The following is a 26,971-nucleotide window of genomic DNA, read 5'->3' as shown; positions in this document are numbered from 1 at the left end:
GCGAAAACAGCTCCTTTCAATCCAGCCCGCCGGTTCTATGCCGGCGGGTTTTTTCTTGCGAGCCTGTTTTTCAGGCAAAGCATGGCGTCGAAAGATGTGACGCAACGGCACTTTGCTCATCATTGTTGCATATTTGTCATTCCCGTGCCGGCCGGTTCCCTGCTAGAGACATTCTGGGTTTACTCATGGGGTACGGGCATATGTTCATTCGCACATCCGCGAAATCTTTTCTTCTTGGTGCTGTTTCTGCTGTGGCTTTGATATCTGCTGCTCACGCAGCAGACGTCGTGCAGCCGGTAGAAGAAGCTGCCGGCTTTAACTGGAGCGGTGCTTATGTCGGCATCGGCGGCGGCTTTGGCGCCAGCGTACACAAATTCAGCGTACCTGGCCTAGACTTCAATGGCCTTGGTGGAAATGGCGTCTTTGGTGAATTGACGGCAGGCTACGATTACATGGTTTCGGAGCGTTTCCTGCTCGGTGGTTTCATTGACGCAAATCTGAGCAACATTGGTCCCTCATTGAGCATTGCAGGCGGCGATGTCGATCTGACAAACTCTTATGGCTTCGATGTTGGCCTGCGTGCCGGTTACCTGCTCAATCCGAATACGTTGGGCTATGTACTCGGCGGGTACACCTGGCAGCATTTCAAACTTGACGGATCGGGCGCCGCGGACGGCTTGGAATTTTCGCAGAACCGCAGCGGCTATGTGCTCGGCGTTGGCATGGAAACCGTGCTGCGTGGCAACTGGACATTGAAGACCGAATATCGCTACGCGGACTACGGTGACAAGTCGGTACTCGATTTTGGCGATGCCTCTCTCGATATCGAGCCTTCCACCCACACCTTCCATATCGCGGCAAACTATCGCTTCGGCGCGCAAAATGGTGGCGGCACGTCCTTTGCCGCCCCGGCTTACGATTGGACCGGCTTCTATGCCGGTGGTGCGCTCGGTGCCGGCACGATGGTGCATGATCTAAACCTCAATCTTGGGTTGGGTGCTAGCGGCGAGCTCAACGGCATTGGCGGCGAAGGCGTGTTCGGCGAGGCGAGCGTCGGCTATGATCATGATTTCGGCAGCTGGGTCGCTGGCGTTCAGTTGGATGCCCGTTATTCCGGCATCCAGACCAAGCTCGATCTCGCCCCCGTTTCCATCAAGGGCGATGCCGACTACGGCTTCGATGCTCTCGCTCGAATCGGTGCCAAGGTCAACGAATCAACGCTGGCCTATGTGCTCGGCGGTTACAGCTGGCAGCACTTCGATCTGCATGCGGAAGCGCCCGGTGGTGGTAGCGCTGACATCTATGATTGGGGCTCAAGCGGCTTCTCGATCGGTGGCGGCCTGGAAACTGCCGTTTCCAGCAATATGACCGTCGGTTTGGAATACCGTTATTCGCAGTATCAGAAGGAAGACTTCGGCTCGGGCGGCATTCTCGAGGACACCCCGTCTTTCCAGACCGTGCGCCTCGGCGCGAAGTACAAGTTCAACTAAAAGGCCCTCCAGCCAAACAGTTGCAGCCCGTCGGCCATGCCGGCGGGCTTTTTTCTTGCGTGGAATACGTCTGCTCCAAACGCAGGCAACAAAAAAGCGGAGCCAAAGCCCCGCTTCCTCGATGACGAGATTTGCCGCCGGTTCATCCGCGGTCGGCAAATCGATCGACAATGGCTTTCTATCGCGACTATGCGACGGGAGTACGACAGCTGTTTCCAGCGGCTAATCTCAGCCTCAAGCGCGCTCGATGCGGCACTGGTAGCAATTGTTGCGCGCCGAGCGGACATGGACGTAGGCGATCTCGTCGCGTTCCAACAAGGTCTTGGCCCGCCCGGTGATGTCTCCGGTCGGGACCACGCCGCCGCTGCCATAGACGATACGGTCATCCCTGCCATAGCCGCGCACGATGTAGTCGGGGCTGTCGAGAATCTCGGGCAGCGCCTCGCCCTCGGCAGCGCCGTCGCATTCCTCGGCATGCAGGAAGATCGGCCCGGTTTCGGCATAGGGCTGAAGCTGCGGGAATGGCCTGTATGCCAGAACAAGATAGGCATCGCCGGCTCCTATGTTCTTCAAACAATGCCGGCAAGGCATGCCGTCACCATCTGAGACCTTTCGCTCGGGCGTTTGGCCATAAGCATCGACGCCACCACGCTGCAGCGTCCTGACAGCTTCGGTCGGCAAAGCTTTGAACTGGATGGTCATGGAAAAATCTCCGGTGTCGTGATTGGAAATTATGTCCTTGAACCCTCGCCGCCCACCCGATTCCTGCCAAATGTCGAAAAGCCGATCGCCCCTCGGCGATCGGCTCTCATCAGATTCCTGTCAAAGGCGCCGGCTAATTAAAATTCGGAGCTGCGACTCAACGGATGAAATCGTCGAAGCGGCGCAGCGTCACCCGGCGATTCTGCCAGTTTTCGTTCTGCGTCTGCACCAGCAAAAACTCCTCACCGTAACCAACGGTTTCCAGTGCATGGCCGGGCACCCTAAATTCGCGCACCAATGTGCGCTTGAGCGAAGCGGCGCGTTGTTCGGACAGGGCCTGGTTCGACTGGAAGGAGCCGACGGCGTCGGTATGGCCCTCGATCAGCACGCGGGCGCCGGGATCGCGGCGCAGGATTCGCCGCAGCGCGTCGGCAATAGTCTCGATCTTGTCGTATTGCGAGTTGGCAATAGCCGCCGAACCGAAGGCGAAGTTGATCGACTGGATATCGATCGAGCGGGCCATGCGGCGCAAATCCGGGCGCCGCTTGAATTCCCGGATGGTGACGCGCTCGTTCGGCCGCAATTTCACACGCGGTGCCGCCTCGAGCTTCCGCTCGATCGTCGCGGCCGAAGGCGTTGTCGCCTGGGCTGCGGCCAGGCTTGGCATGGCAATCGCCGCGATCAGCGCGGCGGCAAGTGTACGGCGGGTCAGCATGTCTTCGTCTCCTTCGGCCTTGGCCGCATTGATGGTGCGGGCAACATGCCAAAAGCAGCCTGAAGGGCCGATGAACGACAGGTTCAGATTCGAGCTGGTGTCAGCTTCCGGCTAGGGCCGCATGACGCTGGCCGCGCGCTCGGCGAAAGGCAGCGGATGCACGATTTCCTTCTTTTGCGCCACCGGTGCAAAGCCGAGCTTCTGGTAAAGCGGCAGAGCCGCCGGATGATCGAGCGTGCAGGTCTGCACCGTCACGCGCTTCGGACCATGCGACCAGGCGGCTGCGATCGCGGAACCCAGGAACCAGCGGCCGATGCCTTGTCCCGTCGCATGTTCCATCATGCCGAAATAGGCGAGCTCGACTTCTTCCGGCAGATGCGGCTTGAGATCGAAGAAGCCGGCGGGTGCGCCGTCGAGATAAAGGACCCTGATGTCGCGATCCTCGCGATGAATGCCGGCGGCAAGCTCGTCGTCATCCAGCCTCAGCACATTGACCCAGTGCCATTTGCGCCCCACCCGGTCCATCAGATAGCGGTAGAAATGCAGCGGAATGTCCTTGGTCTTCAGCAGCGCGATCTGACGGTTGTAGGGCACCGGCGGCGAATAGGCCGGCGGCACATGCATCTCGAGAAACGTCACCGTGACGTCAATATCTTCCAGCGCGCCGTTTTCCATCGTCTTCATTCCTTGCCGATCACAACGGGGCCGGTCACGACAGGCGTGTCGGAAAGCCCGCCCCACTCCGTCCAGGAGCCGTCGTAAAGCCTGTTGTTGGTATGGCCAAGTGTTTCCAGCGCCAGCGTCACCACCGCTGCGGTAATGCCGGAGCCGCATGAGGTGACGACAGGTTTCGACAGATCGATGCCGGCCTCCTCGATCGCCTTGCGCAGGCGGTCCTTCGACAGCAGCTCGCCATTTTCCGACAGCGCCGAATAGGGCAGATTGCGCGCGCCAGGCATATGGCCGGAGCGGATACCCGCGCGCGGCTCAGGCTCGGCGCCGGTAAAGCGGCCCGGTCCCCGGGCGTCGGCGATCTGGCTTGCCCTGGTGTCGACGATCCGGCGCATGTCGGCGAGGCTGGCGACGCGCCCGGAGTCGAAATCGGCATGAAACACGCTTGGCGCGATCTTCGTCGGCTCAGCCGTCACCGGTCTGCCGGCGGCTTTCCAGCCATCGAAGCCGCCATCCAGAATATAGGTCTGGAAGACGCCCATCACCCTGAACATCCACCACGCCCGGGGCGCCGAGAAGAAACCCGGACCATCGTAGACGACGATGGTGTCATCGGCCGAAACGCCCATGGCGCCGACATACTGGGCAAAATGCTGCGGTGACGGCAGCGTATGCGGCAAGGGCGAATCCGGATCCGAAACCGCATCCTGATCCAGAAATCGTGCGCCCGGGATGTGGGCCAAATCATACTCGCCGCGCGCATCGCGCTTCTGCGCCGGGAGATACCAGGATGCGTCGATGATCGTCAGGCCCGGCTCGCCGAGACGTTGCTGCAGCCAGTCTGCGTCGACGGTGAAGGGGCTGTCCTCGGCCATTTTGTGCTCCTGCTCGCCTTTTGGCGATCACTGTCTGTTCAGTTTGCCGGCATCGGCCCAAAGCGGATGCGGAAGCGCCGGTTTTCACGGCCCTTCTTCTCGATCTTGCCGATGTGGATTTCGCCGACTTCGCCAGTGCTCTTCACATGGGTGCCGCCGCAGGGCTGGCTGTCCACCGAGGCGTTGTCGCCGATACAGACCAGGCGGATCTTGCCGGTGCCGGCCGGCGGCCGAACGTTCTTGGATTTCACCAGGCCGGGATTGGCGGCCAGTTCCTCGTCACTGATCAGCCTGACAAAGATCGGATGATCGGCCCGCACCAGCTCCATCAGCCCGGCGGTGATGTCCTCCTTGGTGAAGCCGGCATCCGGAGCGTCGAAGTCGACACGGCTGTCGTCCTCGGAAACGGCGGCACCGGTGATTGGAAACGGACAGACGACGGTGAGCAAATGGCAAGCCGCATGCATGCGCATCAGGAGATGCCGGCGTTCCCAGTCGATGGCCAGCCTCACCGTCTCGCCGACCTGTGGCACTGCTTGCTCAGGCGCCGGCACATGGATGATCTCGTCCTTGGTCTCGCCGGTGAGGGTAGCGGCAATGGCGATGCGGCTGCCGTCCGCGCGTTCGAGATAACCGGTATCGCCCGGTTGGCCGCCCGAAGTGGCGTAGAAGATCGTCCGGTCGAGGATGATGCCGCCGCGGTCGTTGACGGCAACGACTGTCGCATCTGCCGTCCGCAGATAGGCGTCGTCGCGAAACAGGGCATCCGTCCTGTTTGCCATCACGCGACCTTTTCGAACGGCACCGAAATTGTGCTCTTCAGCTCCATCCAGCCTGGCACCGGCAGTTGCTTCTCGCGCAGGAATTCCGGGTTGAACAGTTTTGACTGATAGCGCGTGCCGTAGTCACAAAGAATGGTCACGATGGTGTGGCCGGGACCCAATTCCCTGGCCAGGCGGATCGCGCCGGCAATGTTGATGCCGGTCGAGCCACCGACGCAAAGCCCCTCTTCCTGGATCAGGTCGAAGACGATCGGCAGCGCATCCTCATCGGGGATCTGGAAGGAAAAGTCCGGCGTGAACCCTTCGAGATTGGCGGTGATGCGCCCCTGCCCGATGCCTTCGGTGATCGAGCTGCCTTCGGACTTCAGCTCGCCGCTGGTGTAGAAGGAGTAGAGCGCGGCCCCCAGAGGGTCGGCCAGCGCGATCTTCACATCCTTGCTTTTCGCCTTCAGCCCAAAGGCGACGCCGGCCAGCGTGCCGCCGGAACCGACCGCCGAGACAAAGCCATCGACCTTGCTCCCGGTCTGGCTCCAGATTTCCTCCGCTGTGGTGCGGATATGGCCGTCACGGTTGGCAACATTGTCGAACTGGTTGGCCCAGATGGCGCCGTTCGGCTCGGTCCGCGCCAGTTGCTCGGCCAGCCGCCCCGACAGTTTCACATAATTGTTGGGGTTCTTATAGGGCACGGCAGGCACTTCGATCAGTTCGGCACCGAGCAGCTTGATCGTGTCCTTCTTCTCCTGGCTCTGTGTGTCGGGAATGACGATGACGGTGCGATAGCCGAGCGCCTTGGCGACCAGCGTCAGCCCGATGCCAGTGTTGCCCGCCGTTCCCTCGACGACGACGCCGCCGGGCCTCAGCAGCCCACGCTGCTCGGCGTCGCGGATGATGAACAGGCCGGCGCGATCCTTGACCGACTGGCCCGGATTCATGAATTCGGCCTTGCCCAGGATCTCGCAACCGGTTTGTTCCGAAGCTTTGTTGAGGCGGATCAAAGGCGTGTTGCCGATTGCGTCGATCACAGAACGGGGCATTCAGGATTCCTTGTGTAGGTGCGCCGAAACCCTAGAAACCCGAAGCTGCAGTTTCAAGGCAAGAATTTGTCTGGTCCAGTCGCATTTGCGGTACTGTAGTTGCGTCAGCGCTTCCCGAAACCGACCTCTTGCGCCACAGCTCATTTTCCGGCTGACGTCGAAAAGCAGCTTTTCATTCGATTTCTTCATCGCTAGAGCAAAGCACCAACAAGTCGACAGGGCGCAGCATGACACTCTACCGGGCCAACCCGAAGCACGGCGTCGCCTGGATCACGGGCGGATCGAGCGGCATCGGCCGTGCGCTGGCCAGGGATCTTGCTTCCCAGGGCTATGCCGTCGCGGTGACGGCGCTCGACGACGATCCGATCGACACGCTTGTCGTCGAGACCGCGCAGATGCCGGGCAGCGTCATGGCCTTTCCCTGCGACGTCACCGACGAGCCGCGCATGGCAAGGACCGTCGCTGCCATCGAGAAGGAGCTCGGTCCCATCGTGCTCGCCATCTTCAATGCTGGGAATTACATTTCGACGCCGGGGGAGAATCTTGTCGTCAACGACTTTCGCCGGTCCTTCGAGGTCAATTATTTCGGCATCATCAACGGCCTCGTGCCTGCGGTCGAACGCATGCGTGTGCGGGCGCGCGGCCATGTCGTGCTGGTCGGCTCCGTGACGTCCTATTTCGGCTGGCCGACAACGGCCGCCTATGGCGGCACCAAGGCGGCCATCAACATCCTGGCCGAGTCGCTGAAGTATGATTTCGACAAGATGAACGTGCGTATCCAGGTGTTCAACCCAGGCTTCATCGACACCCCGCTGACCGAGAAGAACATGCTGCCGATGCCGGGACTGATGCCGGTCAGCCGCGCATCGCGCCGCATGGCGCGAGGCATCAAGTCGGGCGGTTTCGAAGTCCATTTCCCGCGCCGGACAAGCTGGCCGCTGAAACTGCTCGCCCTGCTGCCGAGGCCGCTGTGCAGAGGGTTTATCAGCCTGATGACCAGTTGGAAGGCGCGGCCTCTGCATTACGACCGCAAGCCGCCGATCGAATAGGACGCCTGAGAAATTGGCGGGCTCCTCGTTTCGGGCCGCCGTCGCCATGGTTGAGACAAGTGCTGCGTGGAGTCTGCGATGGGGCGACGGATCGTGCTTGCTGTGCTGGGCCTTATTGCCGTTCTCGCACTGGCCTTCGTGTTCGGCCCGCGCGTTCGCGTCGACACCACGATCCGTTTCGATCCCTCGCTCATCGGCGACGATCCGCAGGCCTATGTGGCAAAGGCGGAAGCCGCCATCCCCGGAATCCGAGACGGGCTGGAGAAGGAGATCGTCTGGGCCGATCCGTTGGTGCATGCCAGGACCCCGCTATCGATCGTCTACATCCACGGCTTTTCCGCATCGAAGGGCGAGGTCCGCCCGCTGCCTGACGAAGTGGCGGAACAGCTTGACGCCAATCTCTTCTACACACGGCTTACCGGTCATGGGCAGGATGGCGCGGCGATGACGCAAGGCAGCATCAATGCCTGGATCAACGACTATGAGGAGGCGCTCGCCATCGGCCGGGCGATCGGCGACAAGGTGATCGTCATCTCGACTTCGACCGGCGGCTCGCTGGCGGTCTGGGCGGCAACGCAGCCCGGTGCGTCGGACGGGGTGGCGGCGATTGCGTTCATCTCCCCGAACTTCGGCGTCAAGGCTTCGGGCGCCGGGATCCTGACCATGCCGTGGGGCAAACAAATCGCCAGGCTGGTCGCCGGCAAGGAACATAGCTTCGTGCCGCGCAACGCGCTGAATGAAAAATTCTGGACCACCCGCTATCCGATCGAAGCAACCTTGCCGATGCAGGCGCTGACCGAGCTTGCCTATGGCGCGCCGGTGGAGAAGGCGACCGTCCCTGCTTTGTTCATCTTTTCTGATTCGGACAAAGTGGTGCGGGCCGACCGCAGCCGCGAGATTGCCGGGCGCTGGGGCGCGCCGCATGAACTGGTTCCGGTCGACGACACTGGCGACCCGGACAATCACGTCATTGCCGGCGACGCGCTGTCGCCATCGACCACGGCGTTTCTGGCGCAAAGGATCGCCGTCTGGATCGAAGCGGTGGTGAAGTAGGCGACGAAAAAGGGCGACCGAAGCATCGCTTCGGCCGCCCTTTTCTTGTTTCGTCTCGGCAATCAGCCAGCCGAAGCTTGACTGACTGCAGCGCGGTCTGGCTTACGCGGCCCGCGCAGCCGGACGCTTACCGCCGAAGCGGCGCTTGTTGTTGCCCTTGAAGGCCGGCTTGGCGCCGTCCGGCTTGCGCTCGCCGGCGAAGGCCGGCTTGTCGCCGAAGCGCTTCTTGCCAAAGCCGTTGCCCTTGTTCTCGCCACCGGGCCGCCTGCCGTCGCGACGGCCATTGCGGTCGTTGCGGTCATTGGCCGGCTCGAAACGCTCGTTCTTTTCAGCCGGATTGCGCAGCGGATCGGGGCTGCCGAGATGGTCGGCAACGATCGGCAGCTTGGTGCGGATGATGCGCTCGACCTGGCGCAGCTTGCTGTTCTCGGAAGGATCGCAAAGCGTGATCGCGATGCCGTCCATGCCGTTGCGGCCGGTACGGCCGATGCGGTGGACGTAGCTCTCGGCTTCATCCGGCAGGTCGAAATTCACGACATGGCTGATGCCGGGCACGTCGATGCCACGCGCCGCGATGTCGGTCGCCACCAGAATGCGCACCGAGCCGTCGCGGAAATCGTTCAGCGCTTTCTGGCGGGCGTTCTGCGACTTGTTGCCGTGAATGACGGCGGCCTTGAAGCCATCGCGCTCGAGGTCCTTGGTCACCCTGTCGGCACCATGCTTGGTGCGCGAGAAGATGATGACGGACTTCATCGCCTCATCGGCGAGCATCGTCGACAGCACCTGGCGCTTCTGCTTGGTGCGGGCAAAGACGACGCCTTGCACGATCTCGGCCGCTGCCGTGCTTTGCGGCGCGACTTCGACGCGGATCGGGTTCTTCAGCAGGCCCTTGGCCAGTTCGGCGATTTCATTGGGCATGGTCGCCGAGAACAGCACCGTCTGACGATCGGGCGCGGTCGCCTTGGCGATGCGCTTGACGTCGTTGATGAAGCCCATGTCGAGCATGCGGTCGCCCTCGTCGAGCACCAGCCATTTGGTGTCGGCAAGCATGAGGTCGCCCTCACGCACCAGGTCGGTCAACCGGCCGGGCGTTGCGATCAGGATATCGACGCCGGGCGCAACCTTCTTCACCTGGCTGAAGCGCGAGACGCCGCCAAGCACGAGCGCGGTCGAGACATGCGCGCCCTTGGCGAGGATCTTGATCGTGTCCTCGATCTGCACGGCGAGTTCGCGCGTCGGCGCCAGGATAAGCGCACGCGCCGTCTTCGGCCGGCGCTTGGTGCCGAGTGCGATGATCTTCGACAGGATCGGCAGAGCGAAGGCCGCGGTCTTGCCGGAGCCGGTCTGGGCGATGCCGAAAATGTCACGGCCTTCCATCTGCGGCGGGATAGCCTGCGCCTGGATAGGCTTCGGCTCGGTGAAGCCGGCGTTGTGGGTGGCCTTGAGCAGCGCGCCCGTAATACCCAGTGCCGCGAAACCGGTGAGTTCCGCAGTGTTGCTACCGGGCAAAGTGTTTTCGTTGGTCAAAATAATCTTCTTTCACGCGGCTTCTGGCCGCAAACATCGATGGCGGCAGGGCGCAACCTGCCGTCGAACAAATTTTCATGAAACGACAAGGCGGGCGGACGGGTTCGTCCACTCGGCTGCGCTGTCGTGCCCGCAGGCATCATGCCACGGGGCTTTTTCGCCGCTTTGTGATTTACCGGAAAAAGGGCCGATATACCGGAAGAGGGAAAACAGACGCAACCAGTCTCATTCGTCGAGAAGGCCGGATAAGTCCCGGCCCAAGCGCCTATGCCGCCGCATATGGCCCAGTTCGCCACCAAATGCAAGGGGCGTCATGCTGCAGCGCAGCAAAATCCACGGAGCAAGCGGCGCTTGCGCTCGCTTGCCGGCACGATTACCACGAAATGCCGCTGGCTTGGGAGGTAATCGATGAAGGACGTGCTGAAGGAACTCGAGCGCCGCCGCGAGATCGCCCGCATGGGCGGCGGCCAAGCGCGCATCGACGCCCAGCACAAGAAGGGCAAGCTCACCGCGCGCGAACGCATCGAGGTGTTTCTCGACGAGGGCTCGTTCGAGGAGTTCGACATGTATGTCGAGCACCGCTCGACCGATTTCGGCATGGAAAAGACCAAGATCGCGGGCGACGGCGTCGTCACCGGCTGGGGCACCGTCAACGGCCGCCCGGTCTACCTCTTCGCCAAGGATTTCACCGTGTTCGGCGGCTCGCTGTCGGAAGCGCATGCCGAGAAGGTCATCAAGGTGCAGGAGATGGCGCTGCGCAACCGGGCGCCGATCATCGGCCTCTACGATGCCGGCGGCGCGCGCATCCAGGAAGGCGTGGCAGCACTCGGCGGCTATGCCGAGATCTTTCAGCGCAACGTGCTGGCCTCAGGCGTCATCCCGCAGATTTCCGTCATCATGGGACCGTGCGCCGGCGGCGACGTCTATTCGCCTGCCATGACCGATTTCATCTTCATGGTGCGCGACACCTCCTACATGTTCGTCACCGGGCCGGATGTGGTGAAGACCGTGACCAACGAGACGGTGACCGCCGAGAGTCTCGGCGGCGCCTCCGTCCACACAACGAAATCGTCGATCGCCGACGGAGCCTATGACAATGACGTCGAGGCGCTGCTGCAGATGCGCCGGCTGGTCGACCTGCTGCCGGCTTCCAACACATCGGAGCTTCCCGAGATCGAATGCTACCAGTCGGTCACCGACCATGATTTGTCGCTCGACCGGCTGATTCCCGATAACGCCAACAAGCCCTACGACATCAAGGAGCTGATCCTGAAGGTCGCCGACGAAGGCGATTTCTTCGAGATCCAGCAGAGTTTTGCCAAGAACATCGTCACCGGCTTTGGACGCGTCGAGGGCCGCACGGTGGGCTTCGTCGCCAACCAGCCGATGGTGCTGGCCGGCGTGCTCGATTCCGATGCCAGCCGCAAGGCGGCGCGCTTCGTGCGCTTCTGCGACTGTTTTTCGATCCCGATCGTCACCTTCGTCGATGTCCCCGGCTTCCTGCCCGGCACGGCGCAGGAATATGGCGGCCTGATCAAGCATGGCGCGAAGCTGCTGTTCGCCTATGCCGAGGCGACCGTGCCGAAGATCACCGTCATCACCCGCAAAGCCTATGGCGGCGCCTATGACGTGATGGCCTCAAAACATCTGCGCGGCGACATGAATTATGCCTGGCCAACGGCGCAGATCGCGGTGATGGGCGCCAGAGGCGCGGTCGAGATCATCTACCGCAAGGACATCGGTGACGCCGAAAAGATCGCAGATCATACAAAGGCTTACGAGGATCGCTTCCTGTCACCCTTCGTCGCCGCGGAGCGCGGCTATGTCGATGAGGTGATCATGCCGCATTCGACCCGCCGCCGCATCGCCCGGGCGCTGCGCATGCTGCGCAACAAGGACATGCAGAACCCCTGGAAGAAGCACGACAACATCCCGCTGTGAGGCGTGGCTGGACATCTATCCGAGGTAACCGTCGGGCAACTCACTCCTCTTCCGCCGCGCCGAACCCCGCCCCCATGGTGGCGCGGACGGGACTGACCCATGGCGTTGCGTGATTGTCGATGCGCATCTGGAAGATGAAATAGGTCGGCGAGCAGAAGCCGATGCCTCTGACCTTGCCGATGCCCGGCGTGTCCGGCGGCAGCGATTGGCACATATAGTCCTCGCGGCAGAAATGATCGGCCGAACAGGCCGGCCGGTTGCCGCGATTGACGGCGCCGCCAAGGCATTGGTCGAAATTGTTGGTGGCCACGCAGATGTCGAATTTCTTGCCGCCGACCAGCCCGCAAATCTCGTTCGGCATCGGCTTGCCGGCTTTGAAGGCCGCGAAGGAGCGGTCCTTGTCGTCGCAGCCGCGATAGGCGATGCCGCCAGGCACGCCGATCTTCGGCGGTCGGCAGGTGTAGGCGGTACGGGAAATGTCCGAGGCGAAGGCCGCGAACTGGCCCGATTTGCTGTAGCGGTCGTTGAAAGGCTGCGCCGCATTGCTGGCGATCGAGCCGGTCAGGCAGGGATGACCGGAAAACAGTTTTTCGCTGTCTTTGGGCAGCAGGCATTGGGCCAGTTTCGTGTGCACGCCCGAAGCGGTGGCCAGCGGCGTGCAGACGGTGCCGCCGCCGCATTGCCAGGTCGCGCCGAACCGCGCGGCATCTTCCGGCATCAGGCACGGCATGGCCATCTCGGCCGGCGCGTAGTCGACCGCGGCGTCCGTCCAGGCTGCCGGCGGCGCAAAGGAGAGCGGACGGAAGCGGTTCGGCTCCCTGCCCTCAGCTGTAGCGCGCAGCCAGGCCTGGCGGCGCGGGATCTCGGCATGAAGATGCGGCGAAATCCCGACCTCGATGCGGTTCAACGGCGATGTCGTCTCGTCGTCAAGGCCGATGAAATGGAAGCCGGCAGTAGAGCCGGCCTGATGGCAACCTTGGCAGGCGCCATTGTCCAGCCGCTCGACCAGCGCTTCCGGCGTGCGCACCAGTTTCAGCGTGGAATAATCGAGCGGTGCGAATTCCTTGGGCTGGAACAATTGCGTAAACGGATGATTGGCCTGCCGCGCGCTGCCGAAGGTCGACCATGAGATGATCTTTCTGGCCAGGAACTCGTCGGGAATCTCATAGACGCCTTCGTCAACCGCCGGCAAATTGGCGCCGACATAGACGGCGAGCCGTGCCTTCAGCGCCGCATCCTGCGAAAGCCGTGCGGTGTCGGGCGTGTTGTCCAGCGGTTTTTCGCTGATATCGGCGCCATCGATGCCGAATATCCGCATGAGATAGGCCGCTTGGCCACCGAACTCGGTTTCCTGGCCGGAGGGGAAGCGCACCACCTGTGCGTTGAGCTCCAGCTGCTTGAAGGTGAGCCCAGCTCTCTCCAGCGGCCCGCCGGTCAGCCAGCCGGCATCGACGCTCTCGTCAAGCTGGGGCGTCCAGCGCCCGGCAACACCGACGCAGCCGCCATCGGCGTCGGGGGCGGCGCTGTAGACGGCATTGAAATTGAATGGCAGGCGCGACGCCAGCAGCTTGCCGTTTTTGCGAAAGCTGTAGGCCAGGCGGTAGATGAAGCGCACCTCGCCGCAGCTCCTGTCGCCTTGCAGCACCGCGAAGTCGCGACGATCGAGCCGGTTGATGACGCCGACCAGCCGGAAGCGCGCGGCGTCGGTCTTCAGCCAGCGCATGTCCATGATGCGGCCGACATTGCCGTCGGTGACCTCGTAGAGCGGCCGCCCGCCGGCCTTCATCTCGGTCCGCAGCGCCGCAACATCGGAGGCAACGATGTCGACGATGGCGTGATAGGCCGGCGCCTCGTCGTAGAGCGTCTTCAGACCGTCCTCGCCGTCGACTCCCAAAACATCGGCGAAACCGAAACCCTTGGCATCGAGTGCGGCGAGCACCGACGGATCGTCGACGACGGTCAAAGGGCCTTCGGCACGCGCCGTCGACGCCATGAAGGCGCCAAAAAGAGTGGCGAGCAAAAGAATCAGGGCGCGGCTCATCGAGCAGCCGTGCGCGCGTCGAAGAGTTCGCGCAACACCGGCACCAGCGCCAGCGGCAGATCCTCGGCGATCAGACCGGGTCCGAACCGGCTGCCGGCCTCAGCATGCAACCACACCGCCGCGCAGGTGCCCTCGAAGGGCGGCATGCCTTGCGCCAGCAAACCGGCAATGATGCCCGACAGCACGTCGCCTGACCCGGCTGTGGCCAGCCACGGTGCACCGTTGGAGTTGATCGCCGCTTTGCCATCGGGCGCTGCTATGACCGTGTCGGCGCCCTTGTAGACGATGACGGCGTTGGCCCGCGCGGCGGCCGTTCGCGCCTTGTCCAATTTCGACATGGTTTTGTCCCCGGCGATATCAGGGAACAGGCGGCCGAATTCGCCCTCATGCGGCGTGACTATCAAGGCAGGCGCATTCGGCTGACGGGCAGCTTCGAACAGCGCCTGAGGCTGATGGGCCAGCGACGTGATGGCGTCGGCATCAAGAACCATCGCACTGGCGTGGTTCGCGGTCGCCTCGTCGCGTGCTTCCTCCTCCAAAGCTTTGATCAGCTGCAGGGCGAAATCGCCGACCTTGGGCTTTGGCCCAAGCCCCGGTCCGAACACCAGCGCTCCGGGATGGCGCGCCATTAGAAATTCCTGCACCTCCTCGAGCGAGCCCGCCTCGCGCAGCATGATCGAGGTCAGGTGCATCGCGTTCACCTGCATGGCATTGCCAGGCGACAGCACGGTGACCGCCCCTGCCCCGCTTCTGGCGGCGGCCAGCGCCGACAGCCGCGCCGCGCCCGTAGCACTTGGGCCGCCGGAAAAGACGCCGACATGGCCGCGCTTGTATTTGTGCGCATCCACCGCCGGCACGGGAAATTCCTGCAACCACAGGTCCGGCACATTCTCGAAGGTCGAGACGGCGAGGTGGGCGATGATGCCGTCGCCGATGCCGATATCGGCGAGCACGATCTCACCGCATTGCCCGCGCCCCGGCAGCAGCAGGTGGCCAGGCTTTTTCCGCGCGAAGGTGATGGTGACCTCGGCACGAAACGCCCTGCCCAATATGTCACCGCTCCTTCCAGAGACGCCGGACGGCAGGTCGACCGCGACCACGGGCAGGCTCAGGGCTGTCACTGTATCGACGGCTTTCACGGCGTCGCCGGACAGCGGCTTCGACAGCCCCGCCCCATAGAGCGCGTCGATCACGATCGAGCCAGGCTTGGCCTCAAAGTCAGACAGCGGCCGGGGCTTGATCGGGCATTCCGCGGCGGCGAGCGCCGCATCGCTTTTCGGCCTCGGCGCGCCGGATGCCCAGACCGATGTGCCGACGCCGCTGCCGGCCAGGATGCGGGCAACGACATAGCCATCGCCGCCATTGTTGCCGGGCCCGCACAGCACATGGATGTGCTTTGCCGAGGGGTAGCGCTTGAGAACCTCGGCCGCGACCGCTCCACCAGCGCGCCGCATCAGGCCGATGCCGTCGGCTGGGCCGGCGGCAATCGTCAGCCGATCGGCCTCGCTCATTTCGGCCGGGGAAAGAAGTTCGTTGCTCATGGATTGCCGATCCGCATGCGATCAAGCATTGTCCGATTTCGATCCTAAGCAAACAAGGGGGAGTTGCCGAGATCTGCAGCCATAACGTTGGCACGAAAGCATCGCGGGCAGAAAATTGCCTGGGGGATAGGCAATATGCCCGATTTTTGTGCGGACGTGGGTGCTGGCGCTGTGTAGGCTCTGGCAGTCCATGCCGCTTCCGGTGCAGCGAATGACGCGAATTTGCATCCCGGTGCGGCGCGGCTTTGAAATCTTATGAGACCGCTTAGAATCCGCTGAATTGGCACAGTTCGTGCTTGATGGAGGCGCAAGCGGGGGGTCACAACCCGTTTTTTTGGCAGTGGAGGCCACTTTTTACATGAAAAAGATCGAAGCGATCATCAAGCCATTCAAGCTCGACGAAGTGAAGGAAGCGCTTCAGGAGGCCGGACTGCAAGGCATCACCGTCACCGAAGCAAAAGGCTTCGGTCGTCAGAAGGGTCACACCGAACTCTACCGCGGCGCCGAATATGTCGTCGATTTCCTGCCCAAGGTGAAGATCGAGGTCGTGCTTGGCGACGACGCGGTCGAAGGTGCGATCGAGGCCATCCGCAAGGCGGCCCAGACCGGTCGTATCGGCGACGGCAAGATCTTCGTTTCCAATATCGAGGAAGTCGTGCGTATACGCACCGGCGAAACGGGCATGGACGCGGTCTGACCGACCGCGCCATCCTCCCGAAAAACGTCATCATCAAAAAAAGTCATCACACAGGGATACATGACATGACGACAGCCAAAGACATCATGAAGCAGATCAAGGACAACGACGTGAAATTCGTCGACCTGCGCTTCACGGACCCGAAGGGCAAGCTGCAGCACGTGACGATGGATGTCATCGAGGTCGAGGAAGACATGTTCGCCGATGGCGTGATGTTCGACGGCTCGTCGATTGCCGGCTGGAAGGCCATCAACGAGTCCGACATGGTGCTGATGCCCGATCCGGAAACGGTCCACATGGACCCGTTTTTCGCGCAGTCGACCATGGTCATCCTGTGCGACATCCTCGATCCGGTTTCGGGTGAATCCTACAACCGCGATCCGCGCGGTACGGCCAAGAAGGCCGAGGCCTACATGAAGGCCGAAGGCATCGGCGACACCATCTTTGTCGGCCCGGAAGCCGAATTCTTCGTGTTCGACGATGTGAAGTACAAGGCGGATCCCTACAACACCGGATTCAAGCTCGACTCCACGGAATTGCCGTCGAACGACGACACCGATTATGAGACCGGCAATCTCGGCCACCGTCCGCGCATCAAGGGCGGCTACTTCCCGGTGCCGCCGATCGACAGCGCGCAGGACATGCGCTCGGAAATGCTGACCGTGCTCGCCGAGATGGGCGTGCGCGTCGAAAAGCATCACCATGAGGTGGCGGCGGCTCAGCACGAACTCGGCATCAAGTTCGACGCGCTGGTGCGCAACGCCGACAAGATGCTGATCTACAAGTATGTCGTCCACCAGGTCGCCAACGCCTACGGCAAGACGGCAACCTTCATGCCGAAGCCGATCTTCGGCGACAACGGCTCGGGCATGCACGTCCACATGTCGATCTGGAAGAACGGCAAGCCGACCTTCGCCGGCAATGAATACGCCGGTCTGTCGGAAAGCTGCCTGTTCTTCATCGGCGGCGTCATCAAGCATGCCAAGGCGATCAACGCCTTCACCAACCCGCTGACCAATTCCTACAAGCGCCTGGTGCCGGGTTACGAAGCGCCGGTTCTGCTCGCCTATTCGGCGCGCAACCGCTCGGCGTCCTGCCGTATCCCGTTCGGCTCGTCGCCGAAGGCCAAGCGCGTCGAGGTCCGCTTCCCCGATCCGGGCGCGAACCCCTACCTCGCCTTCTCCGCGCTGCTGATGGCCGGCCTCGACGGCATCAAGAACAAGATCCATCCCGGCCAGCCGATGGACAAGGATCTCTACGACCTGCCGCCGAAGGAGCTGAAGAAGATCCCGACCGTCTGCGGCTCGCTGCGTGAAGCCCTGCAGAGCCTCGACAAGGACCGCGGCTTCCTGAAAGCCGGCGGCGTCTTCGACGACGACCAGATCGACAGCTACATCGAGCTGAAGATGGCCGAAGTGATGCGCTTCGAAATGACCCCGCATCCGGTCGAGTACGACATGTACTACTCCGTCTGAGATTCAATCTCGGTCCAAGATTAGGTATAATGCTCAAGCCCTTGAAAGACGTCCCTCTTTCAAGGGCTTTTTGCTGCGCTCCAATAGGATTGCCAGCCGACCGGCATGCCTCGCCTGCACGGCAGCCGCGCATGGACAGCCGTATCCGCCTTTCGTCTTCGACGATCATAGGATGCCCGGATTCTTGGACCTACGGTCCATCGGAGCGGCCGGCTTTTGAGCGCGTCGCTTCAATCACAACTCGGCGGTGTTCAGTAAATGATCAAGGGAGGCGGTTCGGCCGCCAACGTCGGAGCCAGGAGCGAGCGGAGCACTGTCTCAGGCTACAGTGACCGCTCGTCCGGCGCCCACGCCAATGCCGCCGTTCAAGAAAACCCCGCCCGTCCGAACAGCATTGCGTGACGTAACCCCAAGGCCCGCGAATACGCATGCCGTAGCGTGATCTGTCAACGCCACCAGCCGGGTGGCGAATGACCGATTCCGTTGTATGAACAGATGCTTATGGAAGATCCATCGCCCCGGACAAGGGCTGGAAAAGGCGGTTTTCCGGGCTTTCTGGCGAGTGATCGCCGCAGACTCGCACGGCTGCGGCCGGAACTCACGGGCGATTAGCGACCGCCGGAACTGCCTGACTTTTTCTGGGTATGTTTTACCGGGAATGCAGTCCGCCGGGTAACGGCCAAAAAAGAACCCCGGCGCGAGACGCCGGGGTCCTCTTGTCATACAGTCCGAAACACTTACGCGGCGGCTGAAACCTGAGCGCTTGCCGGAACCGAGGCGATCGTCTTCAGGATTTGCGAGGCGATCTGGTAGGGGTCGCCCTGCGAGTTCGGACGGCGGTCTTCCAGATAACCCTTATAGTCGCTCTTGATGAAGGAATGCGGCACGCGGATCGAGGCGCCACGGTCGGCAATGCCATAGCTGAACCGGTTCCACGGCGCGGTCTCGTGCTTGCCGGTCAAACGCTTGTCGTTGTCCGGGCCGTAGACGGCGATGTGATCCATCAGGTTCTTGTCGAAAGCCGCCATCAGCGCTTCGAAATAGGCTTTGCCGCCGACTTCGCGCATATAGGCGGTCGAGAAGTTGGCGTGCATGCCAGAGCCGTTCCAGTCGGTGTCTCCGAGCGGCTTGCAGTGGTATTCGATGTCGATGCCGTATTTCTCGGTCAGGCGCTGCAGGAGGTAGCGGGCCATCCACATCTGGTCGGCGGCCTTCTTGGAGCCCTTGCCGAAAATCTGGAATTCCCATTGGCCTTTGGCCACTTCGGCGTTGATGCCTTCGTGGTTGATGCCGGCGGCGAGGCAGAGGTCGAGATGCTCCTCGACGATCTGACGCGCGACGGAGCCGACATTGGAATAGCCGACGCCGGTGTAGTACGGGCCCTGGGGTGCGGGATAGCCGCTCTCGGGGAAGCCGAGCGGGCGACCGTCCTTGTAGAAGAAATATTCCTGCTCGAAGCCGAACCAGGCGCCCTCGTCATCGAGGATGGTGGCGCGCTTGTTTGAGGCATGCGGCGTGACACCATCGGGCATCATGACTTCGCACATGACCAGCACGCCGTTGGTGCGGGCGGGATCCGGATAGACCGCAACCGGCTTCAGCACGCAATCGGAGCTGTGCCCTTCGGCCTGCTGGGTCGAGGAACCATCGAAGCCCCACAGCGGCAGCTGCTCGAGTTCAGGGAATTCGGCGAATTCCTTGATCTGCGTCTTGCCGCGAAGGTTGGGGACCGGGGTATATCCATCGAGCCAGATATACTCGAGCTTGTATTTCGTCATTCTAGCCTCTCGTTGCTTGATCACCGAACACTGAACGGCGTCGACATGCGTCTGCCGTCAGCAGCTGGCCTGCCGCACACTTAAAATGCAATTCGTGTGCCATTCTTGGTCCGGAGGGTGCGACAAAATTGACGCGGCATCCACCGGAAGTCGGTGAGCCGCCTAAGCAATGCGCCCGGATCCATCACGGTCCTTATTTGCACAAATAGTGTGCAAATGCTGATCTTTTCATAGGCATATTGCCTAACTTGATTGCAGACCCTATCTTCGGGCCAAGTTGAATCGAAAAGGTTCGGCGGAAGAAAGGAACCCGGCAATGGAAGTCATTTCCACACGACCGTCGGCCAAAATTTTGATGTTCCCGGCGGCAGCACGCCTCTCTGCCTCAAATTTGAGCGGAAAGGCTAAGTTTGCGGCAGAGCTTGCCTCGCTGCGTGGTGCCCGCGCGGATTTCGGCGACGGCTGGTACCATGAGGCAGCCATCGAGGAAGAGGCCCGGGGCCGCAAGAGCTGACACAAAGGGCAGCAGCCCTCGCCAACGAATTGGCCTGAAAAGAAAAAGCCCGGCGCGATCGTTCGCGCCGGGCTTTCTTTTGAACGCTGGGGCTGCCTACTCCTTGGCGTGCAGGTCGGTGCCGAGCGTATCCTTGACGAAGATCATGCCGATGACCAGCGTTATAGCCGCGATCACCACCGGGTACCAAAGGCCATAGTAGATGTCGCCTTTGTAGGCGCTGAGCGCGAACACGGTTGCCGGCAGCAGTCCACCGAACCAGCCATTGCCGATGTGATAGGGCAGCGACATGCCGGTGTAGCGAATGCGGGTCGGGAACATCTCGACCAGGATCGCCGCGATCGGCCCGTAGACCATGGTCACGAACAGCACCAGGATGAACAGGATGCCGATCGTCATGGGCCAGTTCACTGCTGCAGGATCGGCGAACATGGCGAACGCGCCGCCGCCTGGAATGTTGTAGACGGTGACTTCGGGTGCGCCCGCTGCCTCATCGGTGGTCAGCAGCTTGTCCTTGACCGCCTGGTCGATCGGCACCGTCGCCTTTTCACCGGCACGGATGGCAGCGGCGTCCAGCTTCAGTTCCGGGTTGGCGGCAACAAACGCATCGAGCTTCTGGTCCGCAACCTTGGCTGCCGCGCGCTTCAGCGGATAGCCGCCGTCCTGCAGCGACATATTGACGGCCTTGATGAAGGCCGCTTCCTTGGTCTTGGCCTGATCACCGGCGGCGATGGCGTCATAGGACTCGACCGTCTCGTTGCCGATTTTGACAGATGCGGGTGTGCCGGCGGCAGCCGTCGACACCACGTCATAGGGAACCGAGTTCTTGGTCAGGAAAGAAGTCGCGATATCGCAGGATGTCGTGAACTTCGCCGTGCCAACCGGATTGAACTGGAACTTGCAGTCGCCCGGCGCCGCGGTCACCGTCGCCCTGGTGTTCTGCTGCGCCGTGGCGAGTGCCGGATTGGCAGCCCATGTCAGTGCCTTGAACAGCGGGAAGGTGCAGACAATCGCCAGCGCAAGGCCCGCCATGATGATCGGCTTGCGGCCGATCTTGTCGGAGAGCCAGCCGAAGACGACGAAGAAGATCGAACCGACCGCCAGGGCGACCGCGATCATGATGTTGACCGACTGCGCGTCGACCTTGAGCACGTTGGTCAAGAAGAACAGCGCGTAGAACTGGCCATTGTACCAGACCACGGCCTGACCGGCTGTGAGGCCGAGCAGCGCCAGCAGTGCAATCTTGGCGTTCTTCCATTGGCCGAAGGCTTCCGTCAGCGGCGCCTTGGAGCCCTTGCCCTCATCCTTCATGCGCTGGAAGGTCGGGGATTCGGAAAGCGAAAGCCGGATCCAGATCGAGATGCCGAGCAGCAGGAAAGACACGATGAACGGAATACGCCAGCCCCAGGCAGCATAGTTTTCCTTGCTCAATGAAGCCTGTACGATCAGGATCACAACCAGCGATAGGAACAGGCCGAGCGTCGCGGTGGTCTGGATCCACGAGGTGTAGTAGCCGCGCCGGTTGTCCGGCGCATGTTCGGCGACGTAAGTGGCCGCGCCGCCATATTCGCCACCCAGAGCCAGGCCCTGCAGCATGCGCAGGATGATCAGGATCACGGGAGCGGCGATGCCCAAAGTGGCATAGCCGGGCAGCAAGCCGACCAGGAAGGTCGACAGGCCCATGATCGTCATGGTGACAAGAAAAGTATATTTACGGCCGACAAGGTCACCGATGCGGCCGAACAGCAGTGCGCCGAACGGGCGCACAAGGAAGCCCGCGGCGAAAGCCAACAGCGCGAAAATGTTGCGGGTCGCTTCCGGAATGGCTGGGCTGAAAAAGGTCGAACCGATGAACACTGCCAGCGAGCCATAGAGATAGAAATCATACCATTCGAAAACGGTGCCGAGCGAGGAAGCGAAGATGACTTTCTTCTCTTCCCGCGTCATGCCGCGGCTTGTTCCGCCGGCGGTCGATGCTATTGCCATTGCGTTATCCTCCCGTGAGACCCGTTCTCAATGCTGCGTGACACTGTCCGCGTTCTCCTCCGAGCACGGACTCAACGACAGCCATCGGGGAAAAATGACAGAAAGCGCCCGCCAAAGGCAGCGCGTCTTTGGGATTATGACTTTGGTATTAGGTGCGCTGCGGGATGAAACCGGGCGAGTTGGGAAACCCCTAGCCCTTGAGCGCTTGCAGCAGGCCGGCGGCAGCCATCATGTCGCGCTTGCGAGCCGCGCGGCGGGCAACGGCCTCCGCATCCTGCCCCCAATGCTCGATCTGCCAGTCCTCGTCGACATGAGCAGCGGCCCAGGCAGCCTCAGCGTCGATCTCGCCGAAATCGACAGCCAGCGCCAGCAGCGCCGAACCGGTCAGCGACGTCATCACATGGATGGCGGCGAGCCGCAGCGGCTCGGCGCGCTGGGCAAGATGGCTGCCCAGCACGGCGATGGTCTCGCGCGGCTGTTCGACATGGATGATGCCCTCGGCCAGATTGAAGCGGGCTCCGAGCGTCCTCGCCCAGTCGATCACCGGATCCCAATGCTGGTTCTGCCGCTCCACCAGCCCTTGCGGCGCGTCGGCGCGATAGCAGGTGAGATCGGATGAGGCAAAGCGCAGGATATCCTCCAGCACCGCCTGCGGGTCGCTGGCGACGCCATCGATGGCCGTGTTGACGAGGCGCATCACCGGCATCTTCACCGGATCGATGGTCTCGCTTTGGGCGGCGAACTCGTCGGCGACGAGCGCGGCTGCTGCCTCGGTCGGCAGCACCAGCAGCGCCTTGCCCGGCGTCCGCACCGGCTTGCCGTCGAGATGCACGGCAAAGCCATTGTCGACAGGTGCCACAGAGGCGGCCTTGTAGAAGCGTTTGGGCAGAGGCGTCTTCATCTGGATCTGGGCGCGGCGCACAGGATCCGGGTCGGAGAGATACTTGCCCGCTTCGAGGTCGTTGAGGATGTCACGCATGAAGGTCTCTCTTACACCGGCGTCAGCTTGCGCGCCGGCCGGTTGACGATGATCAGGCCGGCGGCAATCAGGCCAAGTGCCAGGAAAATGCGCATGGTCAGCGGCTCATTCAAGAACATGGCTCCGCACAGGACGCCGAAAACCGGCGACAGGAAGGTGAAACTGGACAAGCCTGACGCCGGATAGCGCCGCAGCAGCCAGAACCACAGCACATAGGTGAAGGCGACGATGTAGACCGCCTGGAAAAGCAGCGCCAAGGTCGGCAGCACGGTCGGGTCGCGAACGGGCGGGCCGGCGAGAGGCAGCACCAATACGCCTACGATCGCTGCCCCGGCGAGTTGGTAAAGCAGAAGCTTCTCGGCGCTCGCCTCGACCAGCTTCGACCGCTTGATGAGGATGTTGGTCAAAGCCCAGAAGAATCCGGAGCCAAGGCTCAGCAGATCGCCGAACAGCATGTCTCCGCCGCCGCCAAGCTTGTCGGAAAACACCGCGGCAAGACCGGCAAAGGCCAGCAGCAGGCCAAGGAATTTTCTCAACGTGATCTGCTCGCCGAGCAGGAAATGGCCGCCGAGCAGCATCCAGAACGGCATGGTGTTGACCAGCAGCGTGTTGCGGGCAACGGTCGTATGCTCCAGGCCGACATAGAGGCAAAGGAACTCGATGCCGAAAAGCGCGCCAACCACGATGCCGGCGAGCAAGGTCCCGTCGCGCGTGAAAAGCGCGATGCCGCGCCACCGGCACCAGGCAAAGACACACATGCCGCCGATGATCGAGCGCGCGATCGACAGGAAAACCGGATCATAGCCAGCGTAGGAGATCTTGGCGGCGACGTAATTCAGCCCCCAGGAAAAGGTCAGCCCGACCATGATCGCGGCGGCGGCCAGGTCGACCGTGTCGCGCCGGTCGAGCGCGTCGGTGGCGCCGCTCACGATCAGTCCTCCGCGCTGGCGTCGTCGAAGCCGATCAGGTTCCAGCTCTGGCGCATATGCGGTGGCATTGGCGCCGTGACATCGATGACGCCCTTGTCGGGATGCGGAATGATGATGCGGCGGGCGTGCAGATGCAGGCGGTTTTGAATGCCCCCGGGAAAGTCCCAGTTGGTGTCGGCCTCGAAATATTTCGGATCGCCCAGGATCGGGCAGCCGATGTAGGCGGCATGGACGCGAAGCTGGTGGGTGCGGCCCGTATAGGGCTCCATTTCAAGCCAGGTCATCGTCTGCGCCGCCTGCTCGATGACGCGGTAGTAGGACACAGCGTGGTCGGCGCCCTTTTCGCCATGCGCGGCGACCCGCACGCGGTCACCGTCCGGCGTCGGCTCCTTGATCAGCCAGGTCGAGATCTTGTCCTCGCGTTTGGGCGGCACGCCCTTGACCAGCGCCCAATAGGTCTTCTTGGTCTCGCGGGCGCGAAACGCTTCCGAGAGCTTCATGGCGGCCAGTCGGGTGCGGGCGACGACCAGCACGCCCGAAGTGTCGCGGTCGAGCCTGTGAACCAGTCTGGGCTTCTCGCCCTTCTGGTTGCGCCAGGCCTCCAGCATGTCGTCGACATTGCGGGTGACGCCCGAGCCGCCCTGCACCGCAAGGCCCGCCGGCTTGTTGAAGACGAAAACCTTAGGGTCTTCATGGATCAGCATTTTCGACAGGACATCGGCATCGCCCTGGTTGCGGATCGAGTGGCCGGTCAGCGCACTCTCGCCCTTCTTGTCAACCTCGAGCGGTGGGACGCGAACCATCTGGCCGGGCTCGACACGGGTGTCGGCCTTGACCCGGCCGCCGTCGACACGGATCTGGCCGGAGCGCAGAAGCTTCTGCAAATGGCCGAAACCAAGGCCCGGGAAATGGGTCTTGAACCAGCGGTCGAGCCGCATGCCCGCCTCGCCGGCTTCCACCGTGATCTGTTCAACGCCTGCCATGTTTTTTGTCGCTTATCCGTTTCCCGAGCGAAGCTCGGCCTGTTCTTGGCGCGGCAATAGCACTAAGGCAGGCTTCTTGCGAGCCAAAGTCCCAGAAACAGGGCGATAATGGCGCCAATGACGCTGGCAAGGGCATAACCCAGCGCAGGCAGCGTGGCTCCCCGCTCCCACAGCGTCGCGAAATCGAGCGAAAAGGCTGAGAAGGTGGTGAAGCCGCCAAGAATGCCGGTGGCAACGAACAGCCTGACCTCGTTCGATCCGCCACGGCGCATCATGGAGGCGATGAACAGCCCCATGGCGAAGGAGCCGATGACGTTGATGGCCATCGTGCCCCAGGGATAGTTGGGGCCGACAAAACGCAGCGCGCCGATGTTGGTAAGGTGACGAATCCCGGCACCGATGCCGCCACCGAGGAAGACGAGAAACAGATTGAACATGACCGTTTACTGCCCCCGCAGGGCTGCCCGGTCAATCCCTCGTTGTGGGCGCAACCGCACGGACCAGCCGAGCTCGTCACCACTCAGGCGTTGCCCATCCCGGATATTTTTTCCTGAACTCGTTATAGAGGTCATCGATCTCCGTTTTTCCGATAGGGCGCACCTGTTCGTAGAGGTAGCCCTTGACGTCGCCGGACAGCTGGTACGCCGCGATGCGCCTGTATGCAGCGCCGATGCCTTTGCCCTCGACAATGTATTGGTCCGGTATCGAGACACAGAGCTGCGCACCCGGCTGCAGATGGGTAACGGGCGGATCGGTCACGACAACGTATTTGGACTTCAACGCCGCCGGTCTGAACCGATCGCGACTATCGACCTGACAAGCCCACTCGATGCGAGGGTAAAGGTCCTTGTCCATTTCATAGAGCAGTGAGTCGCTCATGATCCCGCTGGATGCAAATGCCGACAACCGGTCCCCAGGTCCCATCTTTCCAAGAAGGTCATCGATAAGGCGCCTGTATTCTGGAAGATTGTCGAGTTGCAGCGGGAGCGTGGCTTCCCTGGCAAAGACGTAGCTGATCGGTGACAGCACCTGGCGGCCAATCGGGAAAAAAGTACCGAAAAACGCCAGCACGGCGGCAACGGCTATCGCGGCGGTCGACCATCGCGATCTCAGCGCCGGCATCGAAACGATCGCGACGATTGCTTGGGCGTAGGCAGGAAAAAGCCAAAGAAACATTGGCACCGAATGGTGGCGATCCGGGTCTTGCATGCGGGTGAAGAGGAAGAAGGTAAGTACCGAAGCAACGGCACAGAACAGGGAAAATCTATTTTGGCGTATGATGGAGATGCAAAGGCCGAATACGATCAACAGCCAGTTCACATAGCTGAGCCGCGATCCTGCCTGGTCAACCTGTGAAACGAAGCTTGTCTTGTATCCGCTGTAAAGGTCGCCATAGCTGGTTCCCAGTATCTTGAGGATCAGAGGTTGCTGGAAGGTCAGCGCGGCTCCGACAACCACGAGGATCACACACAGGCCCCCGACGGCGGCATTGCGGAGTGCCGGGACGTCGCGGTCTTTCGCGACCTGCAGAAAACAGAAGAAGGCCGCGGAAGTTCCGACCCCGATGACGGGATAGGCATACCAGCGGCGCAGCACGAATGCCAACCACAGGCATACGCCGACACGCATTCCGCTGATCACCGGTTCATGGGTCAGGAACCTCGATTTCCAGAGAAAATAGGTTGCCGCGCAAAGCGCGAGGCAGCCGGCAATGTCCGGCAACCCACGAAGCGTCGCCGCCCAGAAGGGCGTGTAGAGAAAGGCCGCAATCCATACGGTGAGCCAGCTTCGGCATGAAGGCGTCCCGGTCGCCGCCTCCAGATAGCTTGTTCTGCCGATGAGAAGAGCGGTCGGAACCAGGTAAACAGCGACTATTCCGGCGATGTAGGAAAACCTCGAATCGCCAAAAATGATGTGAAACGGCATCAGCGGCACCAGGATCGCCGCACTGTAGTCATCGGTGGCGATCGAGGTCCTCAAATGGCTGAGCCACTCGAGAGGGCTCTGAACCAAGAGCGTGCCCTGCCGGCTAAACGTGTCGAAATAGGCAGCGAAGTCCCAGTAATAGACAGGCTGTTCAAGCCCTACATAGATGAGAGCAAGAGCAACTCCCAGCAGAGCGGTACACACATATGTCGTTGCCCAAAATCCGAGAGATTTGTTCATCGTCACTTGCGGCCGCCAGAAGGAGAAGAGGCAGAACTATCA

Annotated in this window: 23 protein-coding genes; 7 read left to right on the top strand and 16 right to left on the bottom strand. The window is 61.8% G+C overall.

Features of this window, described 5'->3' with window-relative positions:
* Window positions 1-200 precede the first annotated feature (200 nt).
* Window positions 201-1,490: an outer membrane protein gene (locus tag RPF88_RS06695; RefSeq protein WP_337122009.1), complete on the top strand. Its 1,290-nt coding sequence runs from the start codon at window positions 201-203 to the stop codon at window positions 1,488-1,490.
* A gap of 234 nt (window positions 1,491-1,724) precedes the next feature.
* On the opposite strand, the gene RPF88_RS06690 is transcribed toward RPF88_RS06695, so the two are convergent.
* From RPF88_RS06690 to RPF88_RS06665, 6 genes are all read right to left on the bottom strand, one after another.
* Window positions 1,725-2,192, bottom strand: a complete 468-nt coding sequence (locus RPF88_RS06690) for a DUF1203 domain-containing protein (protein WP_013531464.1) — start codon at window positions 2,190-2,192, stop codon at window positions 1,725-1,727.
* 157 nt (window positions 2,193-2,349) lie between these two features.
* Window positions 2,350-2,907 carry an OmpA family protein gene (locus tag RPF88_RS06685; protein ID WP_013531463.1) on the bottom strand — a complete coding sequence of 186 codons (558 nt, stop codon included), beginning with the start codon at window positions 2,905-2,907 and terminating at the stop codon, window positions 2,350-2,352.
* A gap of 111 nt (window positions 2,908-3,018) precedes the next feature.
* Window positions 3,019-3,582, bottom strand: coding sequence for a GNAT family N-acetyltransferase (locus RPF88_RS06680; RefSeq protein WP_013531462.1), 564 nt, complete (start codon window positions 3,580-3,582; stop codon window positions 3,019-3,021).
* 5 nt (window positions 3,583-3,587) lie between these two features.
* Window positions 3,588-4,454, bottom strand: a complete 867-nt coding sequence (gene sseA / locus RPF88_RS06675) for a 3-mercaptopyruvate sulfurtransferase (protein WP_337122008.1) — start codon at window positions 4,452-4,454, stop codon at window positions 3,588-3,590.
* Window positions 4,455-4,492: 38 nt separating this feature from the next.
* The gene (locus tag RPF88_RS06670) at window positions 4,493-5,236 is read right to left on the bottom strand and encodes an alanyl-tRNA editing protein (protein WP_127366844.1); all 744 of its coding nucleotides are present in this window, start codon (window positions 5,234-5,236) and stop codon (window positions 4,493-4,495) included.
* Entirely contained in the window at window positions 5,236-6,270 is a 1,035-nt protein-coding gene (locus RPF88_RS06665) for a cysteine synthase A (RefSeq protein ID WP_337122006.1), read from the bottom strand. The genes RPF88_RS06670 and RPF88_RS06665 overlap by 1 nt, the downstream gene beginning before the upstream one ends.
* Before the next feature lie 227 nt (window positions 6,271-6,497).
* Here RPF88_RS06665 and RPF88_RS06660 point away from each other — a divergent pair, with 227 nt between their 5' ends.
* Both RPF88_RS06660 and RPF88_RS06655 read left to right on the top strand, forming a co-directional pair.
* Window positions 6,498-7,319 carry an SDR family oxidoreductase gene (locus RPF88_RS06660; RefSeq protein ID WP_224674183.1) on the top strand — a complete coding sequence of 274 codons (822 nt, stop codon included), beginning with the start codon at window positions 6,498-6,500 and terminating at the stop codon, window positions 7,317-7,319.
* Between the two features lie 78 nt (window positions 7,320-7,397).
* Window positions 7,398-8,372 (top strand): alpha/beta hydrolase, encoded by a 975-nt coding sequence (locus RPF88_RS06655; RefSeq protein WP_013531457.1) that lies wholly within the window; start codon window positions 7,398-7,400, stop codon window positions 8,370-8,372.
* Window positions 8,373-8,474: 102 nt separating this feature from the next.
* Here the strand turns inward: RPF88_RS06655 and RPF88_RS06650 are convergent, their stop codons facing one another.
* Window positions 8,475-9,899, bottom strand: coding sequence for a DEAD/DEAH box helicase (locus RPF88_RS06650; RefSeq protein WP_024505079.1), 1,425 nt, complete (start codon window positions 9,897-9,899; stop codon window positions 8,475-8,477).
* A gap of 408 nt (window positions 9,900-10,307) precedes the next feature.
* On the opposite strand from RPF88_RS06650, the gene RPF88_RS06645 reads away from it, so the two are divergent.
* Window positions 10,308-11,840, top strand: a complete 1,533-nt coding sequence (locus RPF88_RS06645; RefSeq protein ID WP_337122005.1) for an acyl-CoA carboxylase subunit beta — start codon at window positions 10,308-10,310, stop codon at window positions 11,838-11,840.
* A gap of 40 nt (window positions 11,841-11,880) precedes the next feature.
* Here RPF88_RS06645 and RPF88_RS06640 read toward each other — a convergent pair whose 3' ends face one another.
* Entirely contained in the window at window positions 11,881-13,881 is a 2,001-nt protein-coding gene (locus RPF88_RS06640) for a hypothetical protein (protein WP_337122004.1), read from the bottom strand.
* Complete coding sequence (locus RPF88_RS06635) at window positions 13,878-15,422, bottom strand: NAD(P)H-hydrate dehydratase (RefSeq protein WP_337122002.1); 1,545 nt, start codon at window positions 15,420-15,422, stop codon at window positions 13,878-13,880. The genes RPF88_RS06640 and RPF88_RS06635 overlap by 4 nt, the downstream gene beginning before the upstream one ends.
* Before the next feature lie 358 nt (window positions 15,423-15,780).
* Here RPF88_RS06635 and RPF88_RS06630 point away from each other — a divergent pair, with 358 nt between their 5' ends.
* Together RPF88_RS06630 and glnA are read left to right on the top strand one after the other, a co-directional pair.
* Window positions 15,781-16,119, top strand: coding sequence for a P-II family nitrogen regulator (locus RPF88_RS06630; RefSeq protein WP_006205430.1), 339 nt, complete (start codon window positions 15,781-15,783; stop codon window positions 16,117-16,119).
* Window positions 16,120-16,184: 65 nt separating this feature from the next.
* On the top strand, window positions 16,185-17,594 hold the full coding sequence (gene glnA, locus RPF88_RS06625; protein ID WP_013531452.1) for a type I glutamate--ammonia ligase: 1,410 nt from the start codon (window positions 16,185-16,187) through the stop codon (window positions 17,592-17,594).
* 737 nt (window positions 17,595-18,331) lie between these two features.
* Here glnA and RPF88_RS06620 read toward each other — a convergent pair.
* A complete protein-coding gene (locus RPF88_RS06620; protein ID WP_013531450.1) occupies window positions 18,332-19,372 on the bottom strand; it encodes a glutamine synthetase beta-grasp domain-containing protein in 1,041 nt (346 codons plus the stop codon).
* 316 nt (window positions 19,373-19,688) lie between these two features.
* On the opposite strand from RPF88_RS06620, the gene RPF88_RS06615 reads away from it, so the two are divergent.
* Entirely contained in the window at window positions 19,689-19,886 is a 198-nt protein-coding gene (locus tag RPF88_RS06615) for a DUF2735 domain-containing protein (protein ID WP_063168063.1), read from the top strand.
* A 96-nt stretch (window positions 19,887-19,982) separates the two neighbouring features.
* On the opposite strand, the gene RPF88_RS06610 is transcribed toward RPF88_RS06615, so the two are convergent.
* The 6 genes from RPF88_RS06610 to RPF88_RS06585 form a co-directional block, all read right to left on the bottom strand.
* Window positions 19,983-21,872, bottom strand: coding sequence for an MFS transporter (locus tag RPF88_RS06610; protein ID WP_224674179.1), 1,890 nt, complete (start codon window positions 21,870-21,872; stop codon window positions 19,983-19,985).
* Window positions 21,873-22,062: 190 nt separating this feature from the next.
* Window positions 22,063-22,851, bottom strand: a complete 789-nt coding sequence (locus RPF88_RS06605) for an ATP12 family chaperone protein (RefSeq protein WP_027163359.1) — start codon at window positions 22,849-22,851, stop codon at window positions 22,063-22,065.
* A gap of 11 nt (window positions 22,852-22,862) precedes the next feature.
* Window positions 22,863-23,780 (bottom strand): DMT family transporter, encoded by a 918-nt coding sequence (locus RPF88_RS06600; protein ID WP_024505073.1) that lies wholly within the window; start codon window positions 23,778-23,780, stop codon window positions 22,863-22,865.
* Window positions 23,781-23,782: 2 nt separating this feature from the next.
* Entirely contained in the window at window positions 23,783-24,763 is a 981-nt protein-coding gene (locus RPF88_RS06595) for an RluA family pseudouridine synthase (RefSeq protein ID WP_027163357.1), read from the bottom strand.
* A gap of 62 nt (window positions 24,764-24,825) precedes the next feature.
* Complete coding sequence (crcB, locus tag RPF88_RS06590) at window positions 24,826-25,200, bottom strand: fluoride efflux transporter CrcB (RefSeq protein ID WP_063168066.1); 375 nt, start codon at window positions 25,198-25,200, stop codon at window positions 24,826-24,828.
* A gap of 76 nt (window positions 25,201-25,276) precedes the next feature.
* Window positions 25,277-26,929 carry a hypothetical protein gene (locus RPF88_RS06585; protein WP_337121996.1) on the bottom strand — a complete coding sequence of 551 codons (1,653 nt, stop codon included), beginning with the start codon at window positions 26,927-26,929 and terminating at the stop codon, window positions 25,277-25,279.
* Window positions 26,930-26,971 lie beyond the last annotated feature (42 nt).

Origin of the sequence: Mesorhizobium sp. ISC11, from assembly GCF_037162595.1 — a bacterium.
Lineage (GTDB): Bacteria > Pseudomonadota > Alphaproteobacteria > Rhizobiales > Rhizobiaceae > Mesorhizobium > Mesorhizobium ciceri.
The sequence above is the reverse complement of the archived record's forward strand: the minus strand, read 5'-3'. Positions and strand labels throughout refer to the sequence as shown.